Genomic DNA, 18,287 nt, shown 5'->3' on the forward strand with positions numbered 1-18,287 from the left:
GCCCTGACCATCCGCCCCCGGACCCGGCTACCCTGGCGGCGTGCGTACTCCCCGGGGACGTCCACGACGGACGGCACCGGGCAGGCGCAAAGCCGACAGCCGTCGCATCCTAGGGAGCCCTTTCATGGCCTCGTCGCCATCCACCCCGCCCGCCGACACCCGCACCCGCGTGTCCGCCCTCCGAGAGGCCCTCGCCACCCGTGTGGTGGTCGCCGACGGCGCCATGGGCACCATGCTCCAGGCCCAGAACCCCACGCTGGACGACTTCCAGCAGCTGGAGGGGTGCAACGAGGTCCTGAACGTGACCCGGCCGGACATCGTGCGTTCGGTGCACGAGGAGTACTTCGCGGCCGGCGTCGACTGCGTCGGCACGAACACCTTCGGCGCCAACCACTCCGCCCTCGGCGAGTACGACATCCCCGAGCGCGTCCACGAACTGTCCGAGGCCGGCGCCCGCGTCGCCCGCGAGGTCGCCGACGAATTCGCGGCCGGGGACGGGCGGCAGCGCTGGGTCCTGGGCTCCATCGGCCCCGGCACCAAGCTCCCCACCCTGGGCCACGCCCCCTACACCGTGTTGCGCGACGCCTATCAGCGCAACGCCGAGGGCCTGGTCGCCGGCGGCGCCGACGCCCTGCTCGTGGAGACCACCCAGGACCTGCTGCAGACCAAGGCCTCCGTGCTCGGCGCCCGGCGCGCCCTCGACGCCCTCGGCCTCGACCTGCCCGTCATCGTCTCCGTCACCGTCGAGACCACCGGCACCATGCTCCTCGGCTCCGAGATCGGCGCCGCGCTCACCGCGCTGGAGCCGCTCGGCATCGACATGATCGGCATGAACTGCGCCACCGGCCCGGCGGAGATGAGCGAGCACCTGCGCTACCTCGCCCGGCACGCCCGGATCCCGCTGACCTGCATGCCCAACGCCGGTCTGCCCGTCCTCGGCAAGGACGGCGCCCACTACCCGCTGACCGCGCCCGAGCTGGCCGACGCCCACGAGACCTTCGTCCGCGAGTACGGCCTGTCGCTGGTCGGCGGCTGCTGCGGCACCACCCCCGAGCACCTGCGCCAGGTCGTCGAGCGGGTCCGCGGCAGCGAACCCACCGAGCGCCACCCGCGGCCCGAACCCGGCGCCGCCTCCCTGTACCAGACCGTGCCCTTCCGCCAGGACACCTCCTACCTGGCCATCGGCGAGCGCACCAACGCCAACGGCTCCAAGAAGTTCCGCGAGGCCATGCTGGAGGGCCGCTGGGACGACTGCGTGGAGATGGCCCGCGACCAGATCCGCGAGGGCGCGCACATGCTCGACCTGTGCGTGGACTACGTCGGCCGGGACGGCGTCGCCGACATGGAGGAGCTGGCCGGCCGGTTCGCCACCGCCTCGACGCTGCCCATCGTGCTGGACTCCACCGAGGTCGAGGTGATCCGGGCGGGTCTGGAGAAGCTCGGCGGCCGCGCGGTGATCAACTCGGTGAACTACGAGGACGGAGCCGGCCCCGAGTCCCGCTTCGCCCGCGTCACCGGACTGGCCCGGGAGCACGGGGCCGCGCTGATCGCGCTGACCATCGACGAGGAGGGCCAGGCCCGCACCGCCGAGAAGAAGGTCGAGATCGCCGAACGGCTCATCGACGACCTCACCGGCAACTGGGGCATCCGCGAGTCGGACATCCTCGTCGACTGCCTGACCTTCACGATCTGCACCGGCCAGGAGGAGTCCCGCAAGGACGGCCTGGCCACCATCGAGGGCATCCGGGAGCTGAAGAAGCGCCACCCGGACGTACAGACCACGCTCGGCCTGTCGAACATCTCCTTCGGCCTCAACCCGGCCGCCCGCATCCTGCTGAACTCCGTCTTCCTCGACGAGTGCGTGAAGGCGGGCCTGGACTCGGCGATCGTGCACGCGTCGAAGATCCTGCCGATCGCCCGTTTCGACGAGGAGCAGGTCACCACCGCCCTCGACCTCATCTACGACCGCCGCCGCGAGGGCTACGACCCGCTGCAGAAGCTCATGCAGCTCTTCGAGGGCGCCACGGCCAAGTCGCTGAAGGCGTCCAAGGCCGAGGAGCTGGCCGCCCTCCCGCTGGAGGAGCGCCTCAAGCGCCGCATCATCGACGGCGAGAAGAACGGCCTCGAACAGGACCTGGACGACGCCCTCCAGGAGCGTCCCGCGCTCGACATCGTCAACGACACCCTGCTCGACGGCATGAAGGTCGTCGGCGAACTGTTCGGCTCCGGCCAGATGCAGCTGCCGTTCGTGCTCCAGTCCGCCGAGGTCATGAAGACCGCGGTGGCGCACCTGGAGCCGCACATGGAGAAGACCGACGACGACGGCAAGGGCACCATCGTGCTGGCCACCGTCCGCGGCGACGTCCACGACATCGGCAAGAACCTCGTCGACATCATCCTGTCCAACAACGGCTACACCGTCGTCAACCTCGGCATCAAGCAGCCCGTGTCCGCGATCCTGGAGGCGGCCGACGAGCACAAGGCCGACGTCATCGGCATGTCCGGCCTCCTGGTCAAGTCCACGGTGATCATGAAGGAGAACCTGGAGGAGCTCAACCAGCGCAAGCTGGCCGCCGACTACCCGGTCATCCTCGGCGGCGCCGCACTCACCAGGGCCTACGTCGAACAGGACCTGCACGAGATCTACGACGGCGAGGTCCGCTACGCCCGCGACGCCTTCGAGGGCCTGCGCCTGATGGACGCCCTGATCGGCATCAAGCGCGGCGTTCCCGGCGCCAAGCTGCCCGAGCTGAAGCAGCGCCGGGTGCGGGCGGCCACCGTCGAGATCGAGGACCGTCCGGAAGAGGGCAGCGTCCGCTCCGACGTCGCCACCGACAACCCCGTGCCCGAGCCGCCGTTCCGCGGCACCCGCGTCGTCAAGGGCATCCAGCTCAAGGAGTACGCCTCCTGGCTCGACGAGGGCGCCCTCTTCAAGGGCCAGTGGGGCCTCAAGCAGGCCCGCACCGGCGAGGGACCCTCCTACGAGGAACTCGTCGAGTCCGAGGGCAGGCCCCGCCTGCGGGGCCTGCTGGACCGGCTCCAGACGGAGAACCTGCTGGAGGCGGCCGTGGTCTACGGCTACTTCCCCTGTGTCTCCAAGGACGACGACCTGATCGTCCTGGACGACGACGGCAACGAACGCACCCGCTTCACCTTCCCGCGCCAGCGCCGCGGCCGGCGCCTGTGCCTGGCCGACTTCTTCCGCCCGGAGGAGTCCGGCGAGATCGACGTGGTCGGCTTCCAGGTCGTCACCGTCGGCTCCCGCATCGGCGAGGAGACGGCCCGGATGTTCGAGGCCAACGCCTACCGCGACTACCTGGAGCTGCACGGACTGTCCGTCCAGCTCGCCGAGGCCCTCGCCGAGTACTGGCACGCACGCGTGCGCTCCGAACTGGGCTTCGCCGGAGAGGACCCGGCCGACATGGAGGACATGTTCGCCCTGAAGTACCGGGGCGCCCGCTTCTCCCTCGGCTACGGCGCCTGCCCCGACCTGGAGGACCGCGCCAAGATCGCCGCCCTGCTGGAGCCCGAGCGCATCGGCGTCCACCTCTCCGAGGAGTTCCAGCTCCACCCCGAGCAGTCCACCGACGCCATCGTCATCCACCACCCCGAGGCGAAGTACTTCAACGCCCGCTAGGCGCTCCGTACCCGCCCCGTCGGCCACACCAGGCGTTCGCATCCCGCACGACGTACACTGGTCGGTCCACCGCAGGCCGGCTCCCTTCGTGGGAGCCGGCCTGATCGTCCCTCAAGGAGGTACGTGGATGACCAGTACGGTCCCCGCGCTCGGAACCCGTACGGCCGAAGGGTCCGCCCTGCAAGCCGTGCTCCTCGACATGGACGGCACCCTGGTGGACACCGAGGGCTTCTGGTGGGACGTCGAGACGGAGGTCTTCGCCTCCCTGGGCCACACCCTGGACGACTCCTGGCGCCACGTCGTGGTCGGCGGCCCCATGACCCGCAGCGCGGGCTTCCTGATCGAGGCCACCGGCGCCGACATCACCCTCGCCGAACTGAGCGTCCTGCTCAACGACGGCTTCGAGGAGCGCATCGGCCGTGACCTGCCGCTCATGCCCGGCGCCGCCCGGCTGCTCGCCGAGCTCTCCACGCACGAGATCCCCACGGCCCTGGTCTCCGCCTCGCACCGGCGCATCATCGACCGCGTCCTGAAGTCGCTCGGCCCCCACCACTTCGCCCTCACCGTCGCCGGCGACGAGGTGCCGCGCACCAAGCCCCACCCCGACCCCTACCTGGCCGCCGCGGCCGGACTCGGCGTCGACCCGGCCCGCTGCGCCGTCGTCGAGGACACCGCGACCGGGGTCGCCGCAGCGGAGGCCGCCGGCTGTCACGTCGTGGCCGTGCCCTCGGTCGCTCCCATCACCCCGGCCGCCCGGCGCACCGTGGTCGCCTCCCTGGAAGAGGTCGATCTGACATTTCTGCGCGGCCTGATGACACAAATGCGCTAGCCGTTCACCGAGCGTGCAGCGGCGTTAAGCGGCCAATTCCGGGAAGGCCCGCCCCGAGCGGCCCCACCACTGTTCCCGGGCTATTTCCCTCGCCTCGGATGGCCGAATTCCGGCACCGGCGATCGAAGACCAACTGTGACGTTCACCACGCCGACAGGGGTCGACAGGCGTGCCCGGGTGTGCCACATCCGGCTAGGCGAACGTTGTCGGGGAGCCTTTGTGTCCTGATTGGTGAAACCCTGCACTAATCCTTCCACTGTCGGGTTTTCGGTGTGTCCACACCCGGTTTCGCTCCGTGATGAGCCCTCAACTCCGGTGGCTGCGAACCCCCGTGCGGGCGCGGACTAATCTCGTCGCGAGAACATCGGCCACTACCCCCGTGATCCGCCGCGACACCCCTGCATGCCGGATACACGGACCGACAGCTCTGGAGAAACTCGAGCATGAACCGCAAGACTTTGGTGCTGCCGGCCGTCGTCGGCCTGCTCGCGCCGGTGCTCGCCGCCTGCGGAGGATCGGACAGCGGCAGCGGCGACGGGGACGCGATCGTCGTCGGCACCACGGACGGGTTCAGCGTCTCGAAGGAGATCACCGCGCCCTTCGACCCGGCGTACGCCTACGACGTCGGCGCCTGGAACATCATGCGCCAGACCTCGCAGACGCTGATGGTGCTGCCCCGTGGTGACGGCGAACCCGTGCCCGAGGCTGCCCAGCAGTGCGGATTCACCGACACCGGCAACGAGCGCTACGCCTGCACCCTGCGAGACGGCCTGGAGTTCGCCAACGGTGACCCGGTCACCGCCGAGGACGTGAAGTACTCCATCGAGCGAGTCCGCAAGATAAACGCCGACACCGAGGTGGCCTCCCTCCTCTCCACGGTCGACACCGTCGAGACGAAGGGCGACCGCGAGGTCATCTTCCACCTCAACACCGCCGACGCCACCTTCCCGTTCAAGCTGTCGACACCGGTCGCCGGCATCGTCAACCCGAAGGACTACCAGAAGGACAAGCTGCGCGACGGCTTCGAGCTGACCGGCTCGGGCCCGTACACGATGAAGGCCGAGGTCAAGGGCGACCAGATGACCAAGGCAGTGTTCACCAAGAACCCCAACTACAAGGGGAGTCTCAAGGTGAACAACGACAAGGTCGAGCTCGTGTCCTTCGCCGACGCCGACGCCATGGGCGACGCCATCGACAAGGGGGACATCGACGTGATGACCCGCGCGATGACGCCGGAACAGATCCAGAGCCTGTCCAAGGCCACGGACGGCGACGTCGACCTGGTCGAGGTGGCCGGTCTCGAGATCCGCTACCTCGCCTTCAACACGGACGCCGCCACGGTCAAGGACAAGGCCGTCCGTGCCGCCATGGCCCAGCTCATCAACCGCAGCGAACTCGTCTCCGCGGTCTACGGGTCCCAGGCCGAACCGCTGTACTCGATGGTTCCGGCCGGCATCACCGGCCACTCCAACTCGTTCTTCAACAAGTACGGCGACCCCAGTGTCGCCAAGGCGAAGGCGATGCTGGAGGACGCGGACATCACCACGCCGGTCAAGCTGACGCTGCACTACACGACGGACCACTACGGCGCGGCGACCAAGCCGGAGTTCGAGCACCTCCAGAAGCAGCTGAACGACAGCGGTCTGTTCGACGTCGACATCAAGGGCACCCCCTGGGAGAAGTTCCACAAGGCGGAGCGCAACCGGGAGTACGACGTCTTCGGCATGGGCTGGTTCCCCGACTTCCCGGACGCCGACAGCTTTGTCGCCCCGTTCCTCGACAAGGGCAACACCCTCAACATCCCGTACTCCAACTCGCAGATCATCAACGAGCTGATCCCCGCCTCCCGCGGCGAGGCCGACCGGCTCTCCGCGGTGGACGACCTCACCGAAATCCAGGACATCACCGCCAAGGACGTCCCGCTGATCCCGCTCTGGCAGGGCAAGCAGTACGTCGCCACCCGCGACGACGTCACCGGCACGGCCTACGTCCTCAACTCCTCCTCCTCCCTCCAGCTCTGGGAGCTGGGGCGGGGCGTGAGCGGCTGACGTCGGCACGAACAAGCCCGAAGGGCGCCCTCCTCCGAACGGAGGAGGGCGCCCTTCGGGCTTGTTCACGTGCCTCGCGAGAGGCTGTGCGGCGGGCCCGGCTACTGCGCGCCGGGACGCACCAGACCGCTCTCGTACGCGTACACCGCGGCCTGCACCCGGTCCCGCAGACCCAGCTTGGTCAGCACATGGCCCACGTGCGTCTTGACCGTCGTCTCACTCACGAACAGGTCGGCGGCGATCTCCGCGTTCGACAGCCCGCGCGCCACCAGCTTCAGCACCTCGACCTCACGGTCCGTCAGCGTGTGCAGGGTGTCCGGCACCGGCTCGTCGCCGGACGGCAGATGCGTGGCGTACTTGTCGAGCAGCCGACGGGTGATGCTCGGCGCCAGCATCGCCTCGCCGTTCGCCACCACGCGGATCGCCTGCACCAGCTCGTTGGCCGGGGCGTCCTTGAGCAGGAAGCCGCTGGCGCCCGCCTTCAGCGCCTCCACCACGTACTCGTCCAGATCGAAGGTGGTCAGCACCAGCACCTTCGCCGGGCCGTCCCGCTCGGGTCCGGTGATCTGCCGGGTCGCCTCCACCCCGTCCATCCGCGGCATGCGGATGTCCATCAGGACCACGTCGGGCTGCAGCGCCCGCACCTGGTCGAGGGCCTGGAGGCCGTCTCCGGCCTCGCCGACGACCGCGAGATCCTGCTCCGCCTCCAGAATCATCCGGAAGCCCGTGCGCAGCAGCGGCTGGTCGTCGACCAGTAGGACGCGGATGGCCACGTAAGTCTCCTTCGATGGGACAGGCCCTAATCCAGTCCCATTCTGCCCTGCTCGGCCCCGCCGGAGTCGGCCGCCCTCACCGGCAGCGGGTAGGGCGGGGGAGTGCCGCCGAACTCCGGGCAGTGCGCCTGGTGGTCGCACCAGCCGCACAGCTTCGTGGGCCGCGGCCGCCAGTCGCCGGTCTCGGTCGCCAGCCGGATCGCCTCCCACAGCGCCAGCAGCTTGCGCTCGACCCGCTCCAGGTCGGCCGGGACCGGGTCGTACGTGAGCACGTCACCACTGCCGAGATACACCAGCTGCAGACGCCGCGGGACGACCTTCTTCAGCCGCCACACCACCAGCGCGTAGAACTTCATCTGGAACAGCGCCCCCTCCGCGTACTGCGGCCGGGGCGCCTTGCCGGTCTTGTAGTCGACGATCCGCACCTCGCCGGTGGGGGCCACGTCGACCCGGTCGATGATGCCGCGCAGCCGCAGCCCCGAGTCCAGCTCGGCCTCGACGAACAGCTCCCGCTCGGCGGGCTCCAGCCGGCTCGGATCCTCCAGGGTGAACCAGCGCTCGACGAGCCGCTCCGCCTCCGACAGCCACTGCGCCAGCCGGGCACCCTCCGGATCGTCCGCGAACAGCTCACCGACCTCCGGCCTGCTCTCCCGCAGCCGGTCCCACTGGCCCGGCACCAGCGCCTTGGCCCGCGGAGCCGTCCGCTCGGCCGCCGGCGCGTCGAAGAGCCGCTCCAGCACCGCGTGCACCAGGGTTCCCCTGGTCGCCGCCTCGCTGGGCTTCTCCGGCAGCCGGTCGATGACCCGGAACCGGTACAGCAGCGGGCACTGCATGAAGTCCCCGGCCCGCGAGGGCGAGAGCGAGGCGGGCGCGGTCGCCGCGCGAGCGGTCGCCACGGGCGCGGGCGGGGCATCGCCGGTCGGCGCGTCCAACGCCACGACCGCCCGTTCCACCACCACGCCCGGCTGATCCGCCACGGCCGCCGCCGGTCGGGGGGATCCGCCGGCGTCCTCCGCGACGTCCTCGGTACTCGTCTCCATGCCCACAGACCTTACGGCCGGACACTGACAGCGACCCAGTCCGACGCCGTGACCCGTGTGACAGAGGGCAAGCACAGGGGTGCCGGGGCTGAACGGGCCGGGACGGACGCATACCATCGACACGAGACCCTCCCGTCGGCAGGCGGGAGACGCTTCGAACGAGGGGACATCGTGGACGTGAGCGGCGGGAGCGGGCAGCCGCGGTCCGGCAACGACGAGTCGGCCGAGCCCCGGGAACATCCCACGGCCCCGGCCGCCGACCCCGCCGATACCACACGGCCGGAACCCACGGGCCCCACGGTCACCGGCCCCACAGCCACGGACCCCGGCACACCGGACCACGAGACGTCGGAAGCAGGAACCCCGGTCCCCGAGTCGCCGGACACCGGCGCACCGACGCCCACCGAACGGGGAGAGACCCCCGCTGGCCCGGGGGAGACCCCTGCCGGCCTGGGCGGGACGCCTGCCGGCCTGGGCGGGACGCCTGTCGGCCCGGGGGAGACCCCTGTCGGCCCGGGCGGGACCCCCGCCGAACCGGGGGAGACCCCTGTCGGCCCGGGCGGGACCCCCGCCGGCCGGAGGGAGACCTCCGCCGGCCCGGGCGAGACCCCCGCCGGCCCGGAGCAAACCCCCGCCGAAGCCTCCGCCCCGCGCGACGAGCCCGGCCGGAACGCCCCGGACACCCCGCCCGGCCGGAACGCCCCGGACACCCCGCCCGGAACCCCGGACCCGGCACTCAGCCCCACCGAGGGCATCGACCCGGACGCCCCGCGCACCGGGGACACGCCCCCGGACGCCGCCCCGACCCCCCAGCGCCCACCCCGCCCCGACAGCGCCGCCGAGTCCACCCCCGCCGCCGGACACGGCACGGCAGGGGAACCGCCGAAGCAGCCGGCCGCCGGCGACGACGCGGCCGCCCGCCCGCCGGCAGGCCCGTCCGCCGGTGCCGAGAGCGACGCCGGCGCCCCCCACCACCGCACCGAAGCCCACACCCCCGGCGGAGGCGGCCCGGGACGGCCCCCGCAGCGCCGACCGGAACCCGGAGGCGGACTGCTCATGGGCCGCCCCTTCGGCGTGCCCGTGTACGTCGCCCCCAGCTGGTTCCTGGTCGCCGCCCTGATCACGTGGGTGTTCGGCGGCCAGCTCGACCGCGTACTGCCCGAGCTCGGCGCCGCCCGCTACCTCGTCTCCCTCTTCTTCGCCGTCGCCTTCTACGCCTCCGTCCTCGTCCACGAACTCGCCCACACCGTCGCCGCCCTCCGCTTCAAGCTCCCCGTACGCCGCATCCAGCTCCAGTTCTTCGGCGGCGTCTCCGAGATCGAGAAGGAAGCCGAAACCCCCGGCCGCGAGTTCATGCTGGCCTTCGTCGGCCCCCTGCTCTCCCTCGTCCTGTCCGGCGTCTTCTACGCCGCCCTCCTGCCCGTCGAACCCGACAGCGTCCCCGGCGTCCTCCTCGCCGGACTGATGGCCTCCAACCTCATCGTCGCCGTCTTCAACCTGCTGCCCGGCCTCCCCCTCGACGGCGGCCGCATGCTCCGCGCCGTCGTCTGGAAACTCACCGGCAAGCCCATGAGCGGCACCGTCGCCGCCGCCTGGGTCGGCCGCGCCCTCGCCATCGCCGTACTCATCGGCCTGCCGTTGGCCACCCAGTCCCTCGGCAGCAACGCCGCCGACGACGTGGGCATGGACACCGTCCTGGACGCCCTGCTCGCCGCCATCCTCGCCGCGATCATCTGGACCGGCGCCGGAAACAGCCTCCGCATGGCCCGCCTGCGCGAACACCTCCCCGAACTGCGCGCCCGCGCCCTCACCCGGCGCGCCGTCCCCGTCCAGGCCGACACCCCCCTCTCCGAGGCCCTGCGCCGCGCCAACGCCTCCGGCGCCCGCGCCCTGGTCGTCGTCGACGCCGACGGCACCCCCGCCTCACTGGTCCGCGAGGCCGCCATCGTCGGCGTACCCGAGCACCGCCGCCCCTGGGTGGCCGTCAGCACCCTCGCCCAGGACCTCACCGACGGCATGCGCGTCTCCGCCGAACTGTCCGGCGAAGAACTCCTCGACGCCCTGCGCGCCAACCCCGCCACCGAATACCTCGTCGTCGAGGAGACCGGCGAGATCTACGGCGTCCTGTCCGCCGCCGACGTCGAGCGCGCCTTCGTCAAGGCCATGGCAAGGCCCAGCTGAACCCGCCCCGAAAGGGCGCGGGGAACCGCGCGAGCAACCCCATACGCCCCGCGCCGTTCGCACGCACCACGGCCACCAGCCGCCCACGCTGGTCAAGCCCCCGGCAGGGAACCGGTAGGCTGGTCACATGTCCGAACCGACCGGTGCCGCCCGCAGGCGCGGGCCCTTCAAGGTCGGGGACCAGGTTCAGCTGACCGACCCCAAGGGCCGCCACTACACGTTCACGCTCGAGGCCGGGAAGAACTTCCACACCCACAAGGGTTCCTTCCCCCACGACGAACTGATCGGTGCTCCCGAGGGCAGCGTTGTCCGCACCACCGGGAACGTCGCCTACCTCGCGCTGCGCCCCCTGCTCCCCGACTACGTCCTGTCCATGCCCCGCGGGGCAGCCGTCGTCTACCCGAAGGACGCGGGGCAGATTCTCGCCTTCGCCGACATCTTCCCCGGCGCACGCGTCGTCGAAGCGGGCGTGGGCTCCGGCTCCCTCAGCAGCTTCCTGCTGCGCGCCATCGGTGACCAGGGCATGCTGCACTCCTACGAGCGCCGCGAGGACTTCGCCGAGATCGCCCAGCAGAACGTGCAGCGCTACTTCGGCGGCCCGCACCCCGCCTGGCAGCTCACCGTCGGCGACCTCCAGGACAACCTGTCCGACACCGACGTCGACCGCGTCATCCTCGACATGCTCGCCCCCTGGGAGTGCCTGGACGTCGTCAAGAAGGCGCTCGTGCCCGGCGGCATCCTGTGCTGCTACGTCGCCACCACCACCCAGCTCGCCCGGACCGTGGAGTCCATCCGCGAGATCGGCTGCTTCAACGAGCCGACCTCCTGGGAAACCATGATCCGCAACTGGCACGTCGAGGGCCTCGCCGTCCGCCCCGACCACCGCATGATCGGCCACACCGGCTTCCTCCTCACCGCCCGCCGCCTCGCCGACGGCGTCGAGCCGCCCATGCGCCGCCGCCGCCCCGCCAAGGGCGCCTACGGCGAGGACTACGACGGTCCCAACGCCGGCGGAGGCTCCGGCCGCTGACCCGGCCCGGCGCCGCACGCAACGAACAGACGCCGTGGTGGAGTTCCGGCAGCGTCCCGGAACTCCACCACGGCGTCGCCGCGTTGACCGCCACCGCCCGACGCGAGCAGCGACCCCGCGGAAAACGGAAGCCAGTACCCACCCCGCCGTTCCCCCGCACTGTGACGTGTGGCACGATGCTGGCCACCCCCACCGGCACAGCCCTCACAGGAGACACTCCTCGTGCAGCACCCCGCCGTTCCGGATCTCTCGCACACGCACACCCGGCCGATCCACTGGGTCGCCACCGCCACGGCCGTCGCCGGCGTGGTCGCCCTGTCCTCGGTCCTCCAGCCCGACGCCGCGACAGCGGCCCAGCCCGGCGGCCACACCACCGCGGCCGGACCCAAGAGCGCGCCCGCGCACATCGCGCCGCCCGACCCCGCCACCGTGACCTTCCCCCTGGAATGCGGCCCCGTCGAAGCCGTCGTCCAGAAGAAGGCCACCGGCGACCTCGACGGCGACGGCCGGCCCGAGACCGTGGCCTCCGTGCACTGCGACGCCCCCATGGGCACCCCGCCCGACGGCGTGTACGTCATCACACGGAACACCGACGGTGGCGAGCCCCGCGTCGTCGCCACCCTCGTCGACCCCAAGGACCGCCACACCGCCACCGAACTCTCGGTGCGCGACGGCGCCGTCCGCGCCACGCTCCTCGGCTACTCCTCGCCCGACGTGCCCAGTTGCTGCCCCGACGTCACCGACCACGTGAAGTGGCAGTGGAAGAACGGCGCGTTCGTCAGCGACACGCCCTCACAGGCACGCACCGTCTGACCGGCGCCCCGGGACAAACGGTGTGACACACCAGACAGCGGTCACGGACCGTACGCGCCAAGTTACGATTCGGTCACTCTGCGTCCGGACCGTAGACCTCGGCCCTGTCCGAAACACGACGCACGTGAATGCACTCGCCCGGACACTCCTTCGCCGAGTCCACCACATCCGTGAGAAGCGGCAACGGCACGGGCGTTGCCGCCCCCGGAGCCTGCAGCAGCTCGTCGTCGGCGCCCTTCACATACGCCAGACCGTCGATGTCCAGCTCGAACACCTCGGGCGCGTACTGGGCGCAGATACCGTCACCGGTACACAGGTCCTGGTCGATCCAGACTTCCAGAGCCTCACCGTCGACAACGGCCTCCTGCTGCACGCTCATCTCTCCTGCCGTTTCCTGTGCCCAGCCGTTCGGGAATCCGGCCAGCTCTGACGGGTGTTGAACACTTCGAGCCTACCCCCGCCGGGGTTCCCCCCACGTTCCGTGGGTATTCCCCTGGCGTGAGGGAGAGCGCAAGGGTGAAGATCGGACACACCCCTACCGTCTTTGTGATCTAGGGGTTTCAATCGACACCCACCCAGGTAGGGTCTGGAAGCGTCCAGCTCCCCTTGGAGGAGGTGAGGACCGTGGCAGCCCACGACGACGACATGAACCGCGGCATCCGCCCGGGACGCGGGTCCGAGGACCCGGCCGGGCAGGTGGCCTACCTTGAGCAGGAGATCGCCGTCCTGCGACGCAAGCTCGCCGAATCTCCGCGACACACGAGAATTCTCGAAGAGCGGATCGTCGAACTGCAGACCAATCTGGCCGGCGTGTCCGCCCAGAACGAGCGACTCGCCGGCACCCTCCGCGAGGCCCGCGACCAGATCGTGGCCCTCAAGGAGGAAGTCGACCGGCTGGCCCAGCCACCGGCCGGCTTCGGCGTCTTCCTGCAGGCCAACGAGGACGGCACCGCCGACATCTTCACCGGCGGCCGCAAACTCCGGGTGAACGTCAGCCCGAGCGTCGAGCTCGACGAGCTCCGACGCGGCCAGGAAGTGATGCTCAACGAAGCACTCAACGTGGTCGAGGCCATGGAGTACGAGAGCGTCGGCGACATCGTCACCCTCAAGGAGATCCTCGAGGACGGCGAGCGCGCCCTGGTGCTCGGCCACACCGACGAGGAAAGGGTGGTACGGCTCGCCGAACCCCTGCGCGGACTCACCATCCGCCCCGGCGACGCCCTCCTGCTCGAACCCCGCTCCGGCTACGTCTACGAGGTCGTCCCCAAGAGCGAGGTCGAAGAACTCGTCCTCGAAGAGGTCCCCGACATCGGCTACGAGCAGATCGGTGGCCTCGGCGGACAGATCGAGATGATCCGCGACGCGGTCGAGCTCCCCTACCTCTACCCCGACCTGTTCAAGGAGCACGAGCTGCGTCCCCCCAAGGGCGTCCTGCTCTACGGACCCCCCGGATGCGGCAAGACGCTCATCGCCAAGGCCGTCGCCAACTCGCTGGCCAAGAAGGTCGCCGAGGTCACCGGCCAGGCCGCCGGCAAGAGCTTCTTCCTCAACATCAAGGGCCCCGAGCTCCTCAACAAATACGTCGGCGAGACCGAGCGGCAAATCCGCCTCGTCTTCCAGCGAGCCCGCGAAAAGGCCAGCGAGGGCACCCCCGTCATCGTCTTCTTCGACGAGATGGAATCCCTCTTCCGCACCCGCGGCTCCGGCGTCAGCTCGGACGTGGAGAACACCATCGTCCCCCAGCTCCTCGCCGAGATCGACGGCGTGGAAGGCCTGCAGAACGTGGTCGTCATCGGCGCCTCCAACCGCGAGGACATGATCGACCCCGCCATCCTGCGGCCCGGCCGGCTCGACGTGAAGATCAAGATCGAACGTCCGGACGCCGAAGCGGCCAAGGACATCTTCGGCAAGTACCTCACCGAACGCCTCCCCCTCCACTCCGACGACCTCGCGGAACACGAGAAGGACAAGGCGGCCACCGTCCAGAGCATGATCCAGACGGCGGTGGAACAGATGTACGCCGAATCCGAGGAGAACCGCTTCCTGGAAGTCACCTACGCCAACGGCGACAAGGAAGTCCTCTACTTCAAGGACTTCAATTCCGGCGCCATGATCGAGAACATCGTGGGCCGCGCCAAGAAAATGGCGATCAAGGACTTCCTCGACAAGAACCAGAAGGGCCTCCGCGTCTCCCACCTCCTCCAGGCCTGCGTGGACGAGTTCAAGGAGAACGAGGACCTGCCCAACACCACCAACCCCGACGACTGGGCCCGCATCTCCGGAAAGAAGGGCGAACGGATCGTGTACATCCGTACGCTCGTCACCGGAAAGCAGGGCGCGGACACCGGACGCTCCATCGACACGGTGGCGAACACCGGTCAGTACCTGTAAAAGGCGGGGCGGCTGCGGGTGCCCTCACCGGGTACCCGCAGCCGACTGTTTTCCGGAGCCCCGGCTGGAGCAAGGCAATGACGCAAATGATCTCCCCGCCAGCGCAAAGGCGTTCTAGGCTCTTCACTACCGCCGAGTCGCGCAGTGCGGGGACGGGCACCGCACACGCATCGGAGCGCCAGCGGTACTTGAGCGGCGCCCACTACGGGCGCTGCCGGGCAAGGAGGGCCGCATGACCGTACGGCGAGTAATGGGCATCGAGACGGAGTACGGAATCTCCGTCCCCGGCCACCCGAACGCCAATGCCATGCTCACCTCGTCCCAGATCGTCAACGCCTACGCGGCGGCGATGCACCGGGCCCGCCGGGCCCGCTGGGACTTCGAGGAGGAGAATCCGCTGCGGGACGCGCGAGGCTTCGACCTCGCCCGCGAAGCCGCCGACTCCAGCCAGCTCACCGACGAGGACATCGGCCTCGCCAACGTCATCCTCACCAACGGAGCACGGCTCTACGTCGACCACGCCCACCCCGAATACAGCGCTCCGGAAGTCACCAACCCCCGCGACGCGGTCCTCTGGGACAAGGCCGGCGAACGCATCATGGCCGAAGCCGCCGAACGCGCCGCGGCACTGCCCGGCGCCCAGCCCATCCACCTCTACAAGAACAACACCGACAACAAGGGCGCCTCCTACGGCACCCACGAGAACTACCTGATGAAGCGGGAAACCGCCTTCTCGGACATCGTGCGCCACCTGACGCCCTTCTTCGTCTCCCGCCAGGTCTTCACCGGCGCCGGCCGCGTCGGCATCGGCCAGGACGGCCACGAACACGGCTTCCAGCTCAGCCAGCGCGCCGACTACTTCGAGGTCGAGGTCGGCCTGGAGACGACGCTGAAGCGCCCCATCATCAACACCCGCGACGAACCGCACGCCGACGCCGAGAAGTGGCGCCGCCTGCACGTGATCATCGGCGACGCGAACCTGTCGGAGATCTCGACCTACCTCAAGCTGGGCACGACGGCCCTGGTCCTCTCCATGATCGAAGACGGCTTCATCGCCGTCGACCTCGCCGTCGACCAGCCCGTACGCACCCTCCACCAGGTCTCGCACGACCCGACCCTCAAGCACCTCGTCACCCTGCGCAGCGGCCGCACACTGACCGCAGTACAGCTCCAGATGGAGTACTACGAGCTGGCCCGCAAATACGTCGAGGAACGGTACGGCGCGGACGCCGACGACCAGACCAAGGACGTCCTCGGCCGCTGGGAGGACACCCTCAACCGGCTCGAGAACGACCCGATGAGCCTCGCCGGCGAGCTGGACTGGGTCGCCAAGCGAGAACTCATGGAGGGCTACCGCCGCCGCGACAACGTCGACTGGGACGCCGCCCGGCTGCACCTCGTCGACCTCCAGTACGCCGACGTGCGGCCCGACAAGGGCCTCTACAACCGTCTGGTGGACCGCGGCCGAATCAAGCGCCTGCTGGACGAGAACGAGGTCGAGCGGGCCCGTACGAAGCCTCCGGAGGACACCCGCGCCTACTTCCGCGGACGCTGCCTGGAGCAGTACGCGGACGACGTCGCGGCGGCCTCCTGGGACTCCGTGATCTTCGACCTGCCGGGGCGCGACTCGCTCCAGCGGGTCCCAACCCTGGAACCGCTTCGCGGAACGCGTAATCACGTCAAGGAGCTCCTGGACCGCTGCCGCACCGCGGACGACCTGGTCAGGGTCCTGTCCGGCGGGTGAACGGACGGAGCGGGCACCGGGGAGTAGACAGCCGGACGGGGTGGAATACCCCAGGTCCGGGAACCATGGAGATGGTCCCCGTACGTTGAGGAAAGTGCGGGGCCGATGTCGGACCGGGCTTGTAGGGTCTGATCTTGACCGAGCAACTGTGTCGGGCGAACCGAGCGGGGTGAGGGTTATGGCGACCAAGGACACCGGCGGCGGGCAGCAGAAGGCCACGCGGTCCACCGAGGAGGTCGAGGAGCAGGCGCAGGACGCGCAGGCCTCCGAGGACCTCAAGGAACGCCAGGAAAAGCTGAACGACGACGTGGACTCCGTCCTGGACGAGATCGACGATGTGCTCGAAGAGAATGCCGAGGACTTCGTGAGGTCATTTGTCCAAAAGGGTGGGGAATAGTCCCTAATGTCCAATTTGGATGCCGGGAAGAAGTGCTCGGCATGCAAGCGGACTCTGCCTGCCAGTGCATTCGCGGCCAACAGGTCCAAGCTCGACAGGCTTCAGGACCGTTGCCGCGAATGCGGGGCCCAGGCATACCGCCGCCGCCGGGAGGCTCAAGGCAAGAAGGTCCGTCGAGCAGACGTGCCCGAGGGGTACAAGCACTGCCTGGGTTGTGACGAGGTCAAGCCGTGGAACGAGTGGCATCGCAACGCGGCGGCGTCGGACGGGTTGTCGACGCGTTGCAAGGCATGCCGGGCAGTGGCTGGGCGTGCGCGTCACCTAGAGCGTCACTACGGCCTCACCGAGGCTGAGCGGGACAAGATCATCGCCTCTCAAAAGGGCCTCTGCGTGATCTGCTTGAAGGCTCCGGCCGTACATGTGGATCACTGTCACAAGACGGGTAAGGTCCGTGGCGTACTGTGCTTCAACTGCAATTCGGCCATCGGCAAGTTGGGAGACGATCCCGACGCTGTTCGTCGGGCTGCCGCCTACCTGGAGGGAACTTCGTGGAAGCCAACACTCGTAGCACCGGGCGTCTACCAGCTGCCTTCCTGACGCCCGGGTCCTCCTCCTTCATGGACTTCCTCGGTGAGCACCAGCCGGAGATGCTCCCGGGCAACCGGCAGCTCCCGCCGGTGCAGGGCGTCGTCGAGGCACCGCACGGCACCACGATCGTGGCGGTCACGTTCCCCGGCGGTGTCGTCCTCGCCGGTGACCGGCGGGCCACCATGGGCAACATGATCGCCCAGCGGGACATCGAGAAGGTCTTCCCGGCCGACGAGTACTCCGCCGTCGGTATCGCCGGCACCGCCGGCCTGGCCGTGGAGATGGTGAAGCTGTTCCAGCTGGAGCTGGAGCACTTCGAGAAGGTCGAGGGCGCCCAGCTGTCCCTGGAGGGCAAGGCGAACCGCCTGTCGACGATGATCCGGTCCAACCTGGGCATGGCGATGCAGGGGCTGGCCGTGGTGCCGCTGTTCGCCGGTTACGACGTGGACCGGGGCCGGGGGCGCATCTTCTCGTACGACGTGACGGGCGGCCGGTCCGAGGAGCGGAACTACGCGACGACGGGTTCGGGCTCGGTCTTCGCGCGCGGTGCGATGAAGAAGCTGTTCCGTGACGACCTGACCGAGGAGCAGGCCACGACGCTCGTGGTGCAGGCGCTGTACGACGCGGCTGACGACGACTCGGCGACCGGTGGTCCCGATGTCGCCCGCCGGATCTATCCGATCATCACTGTGATCACCGAGGACGGTTTCCGCCGGCTCGGCGAGGACGAGTCCGCGGAGCTGGCCCGTTCGGTGCTCGAGCGGCGGCTCGAGCAGCCCGACGGTCCGCGGGCCGCGCTGCTGTAGCGGGAGCGGT

Annotated in this window: 14 protein-coding genes; 11 read left to right on the forward strand and 3 right to left on the reverse strand. The window is 69.7% G+C overall.

Translation table 11 applies throughout. From position 1 onward, the window contains the following. The first annotated feature begins 124 nt into the window (after positions 1–124). From metH to D1J63_RS29485, 3 genes are all read left to right on the forward strand, one after another. Positions 125–3,637: a methionine synthase gene (gene metH / locus D1J63_RS29470; protein ID WP_102932490.1), complete on the forward strand. Its 3,513-nt coding sequence runs from the start codon at positions 125–127 to the stop codon at positions 3,635–3,637. Between the two features lie 127 nt (positions 3,638–3,764). Beyond that, positions 3,765–4,466, forward strand: a complete 702-nt coding sequence (locus D1J63_RS29475) for an HAD family phosphatase (protein ID WP_102932489.1) — start codon at positions 3,765–3,767, stop codon at positions 4,464–4,466. 443 nt (positions 4,467–4,909) lie between these two features. Next, on the forward strand, positions 4,910–6,514 hold the full coding sequence (locus tag D1J63_RS29485) for an ABC transporter substrate-binding protein (RefSeq protein ID WP_125633040.1): 1,605 nt from the start codon (positions 4,910–4,912) through the stop codon (positions 6,512–6,514). Positions 6,515–6,615: 101 nt separating this feature from the next. Here the strand turns inward: D1J63_RS29485 and D1J63_RS29490 are convergent, their stop codons facing one another. Next, a complete protein-coding gene (locus D1J63_RS29490) occupies positions 6,616–7,287 on the reverse strand; it encodes a response regulator transcription factor (RefSeq protein ID WP_003977171.1) in 672 nt (223 codons plus the stop codon). A gap of 26 nt (positions 7,288–7,313) precedes the next feature. Continuing rightward, entirely contained in the window at positions 7,314–8,327 is a 1,014-nt protein-coding gene (locus D1J63_RS29495) for a RecB family exonuclease (protein ID WP_125633042.1), read from the reverse strand. Positions 8,328–8,498: 171 nt separating this feature from the next. Here D1J63_RS29495 and D1J63_RS36825 point away from each other — a divergent pair, with 171 nt between their 5' ends. The 3 genes from D1J63_RS36825 (at position 8,499) to D1J63_RS29510 (ending at position 12,351) form a co-directional block, all read left to right on the forward strand. After that, positions 8,499–10,508: a site-2 protease family protein gene (locus D1J63_RS36825; RefSeq protein WP_164713028.1), complete on the forward strand. Its 2,010-nt coding sequence runs from the start codon at positions 8,499–8,501 to the stop codon at positions 10,506–10,508. A 127-nt stretch (positions 10,509–10,635) separates the two neighbouring features. Continuing rightward, on the forward strand, positions 10,636–11,538 hold the full coding sequence (locus tag D1J63_RS29505) for a tRNA (adenine-N1)-methyltransferase (protein WP_007447851.1): 903 nt from the start codon (positions 10,636–10,638) through the stop codon (positions 11,536–11,538). Between the two features lie 222 nt (positions 11,539–11,760). Next, a complete protein-coding gene (locus tag D1J63_RS29510; protein WP_125633044.1) occupies positions 11,761–12,351 on the forward strand; it encodes a hypothetical protein in 591 nt (196 codons plus the stop codon). Between the two features lie 73 nt (positions 12,352–12,424). Here the strand turns inward: D1J63_RS29510 and D1J63_RS29515 are convergent, their stop codons facing one another. Then, a complete protein-coding gene (locus D1J63_RS29515; RefSeq protein WP_102932341.1) occupies positions 12,425–12,730 on the reverse strand; it encodes a ferredoxin in 306 nt (101 codons plus the stop codon). 245 nt (positions 12,731–12,975) lie between these two features. Here D1J63_RS29515 and arc point away from each other — a divergent pair, with 245 nt between their 5' ends. From arc to prcB, 5 genes are all read left to right on the forward strand, one after another. Continuing rightward, on the forward strand, positions 12,976–14,742 hold the full coding sequence (arc, locus tag D1J63_RS29525) for a proteasome ATPase (RefSeq protein ID WP_102932339.1): 1,767 nt from the start codon (positions 12,976–12,978) through the stop codon (positions 14,740–14,742). A gap of 232 nt (positions 14,743–14,974) precedes the next feature. Then, positions 14,975–16,486, forward strand: coding sequence for a depupylase/deamidase Dop (gene dop, locus D1J63_RS29530; protein ID WP_346656427.1), 1,512 nt, complete (start codon positions 14,975–14,977; stop codon positions 16,484–16,486). Between the two features lie 178 nt (positions 16,487–16,664). Then, positions 16,665–16,883, forward strand: coding sequence for a ubiquitin-like protein Pup (locus tag D1J63_RS29535; protein WP_043374843.1), 219 nt, complete (start codon positions 16,665–16,667; stop codon positions 16,881–16,883). A gap of 6 nt (positions 16,884–16,889) precedes the next feature. After that, positions 16,890–17,480, forward strand: a complete 591-nt coding sequence (locus D1J63_RS29540) for an endonuclease VII domain-containing protein (protein ID WP_121701352.1) — start codon at positions 16,890–16,892, stop codon at positions 17,478–17,480. After that, the gene (gene prcB, locus D1J63_RS29545; RefSeq protein ID WP_125633046.1) at positions 17,432–18,277 is read left to right on the forward strand and encodes a proteasome subunit beta; all 846 of its coding nucleotides are present in this window, start codon (positions 17,432–17,434) and stop codon (positions 18,275–18,277) included. The genes D1J63_RS29540 and prcB overlap by 49 nt, the downstream gene beginning before the upstream one ends. Positions 18,278–18,287 lie beyond the last annotated feature (10 nt).

Origin of the sequence: Streptomyces sp. KPB2, assembly GCF_003950055.1 — a bacterium.
GTDB classification, from domain to species: Bacteria; Actinomycetota; Actinomycetes; order Streptomycetales; family Streptomycetaceae; genus Streptomyces; species Streptomyces salinarius.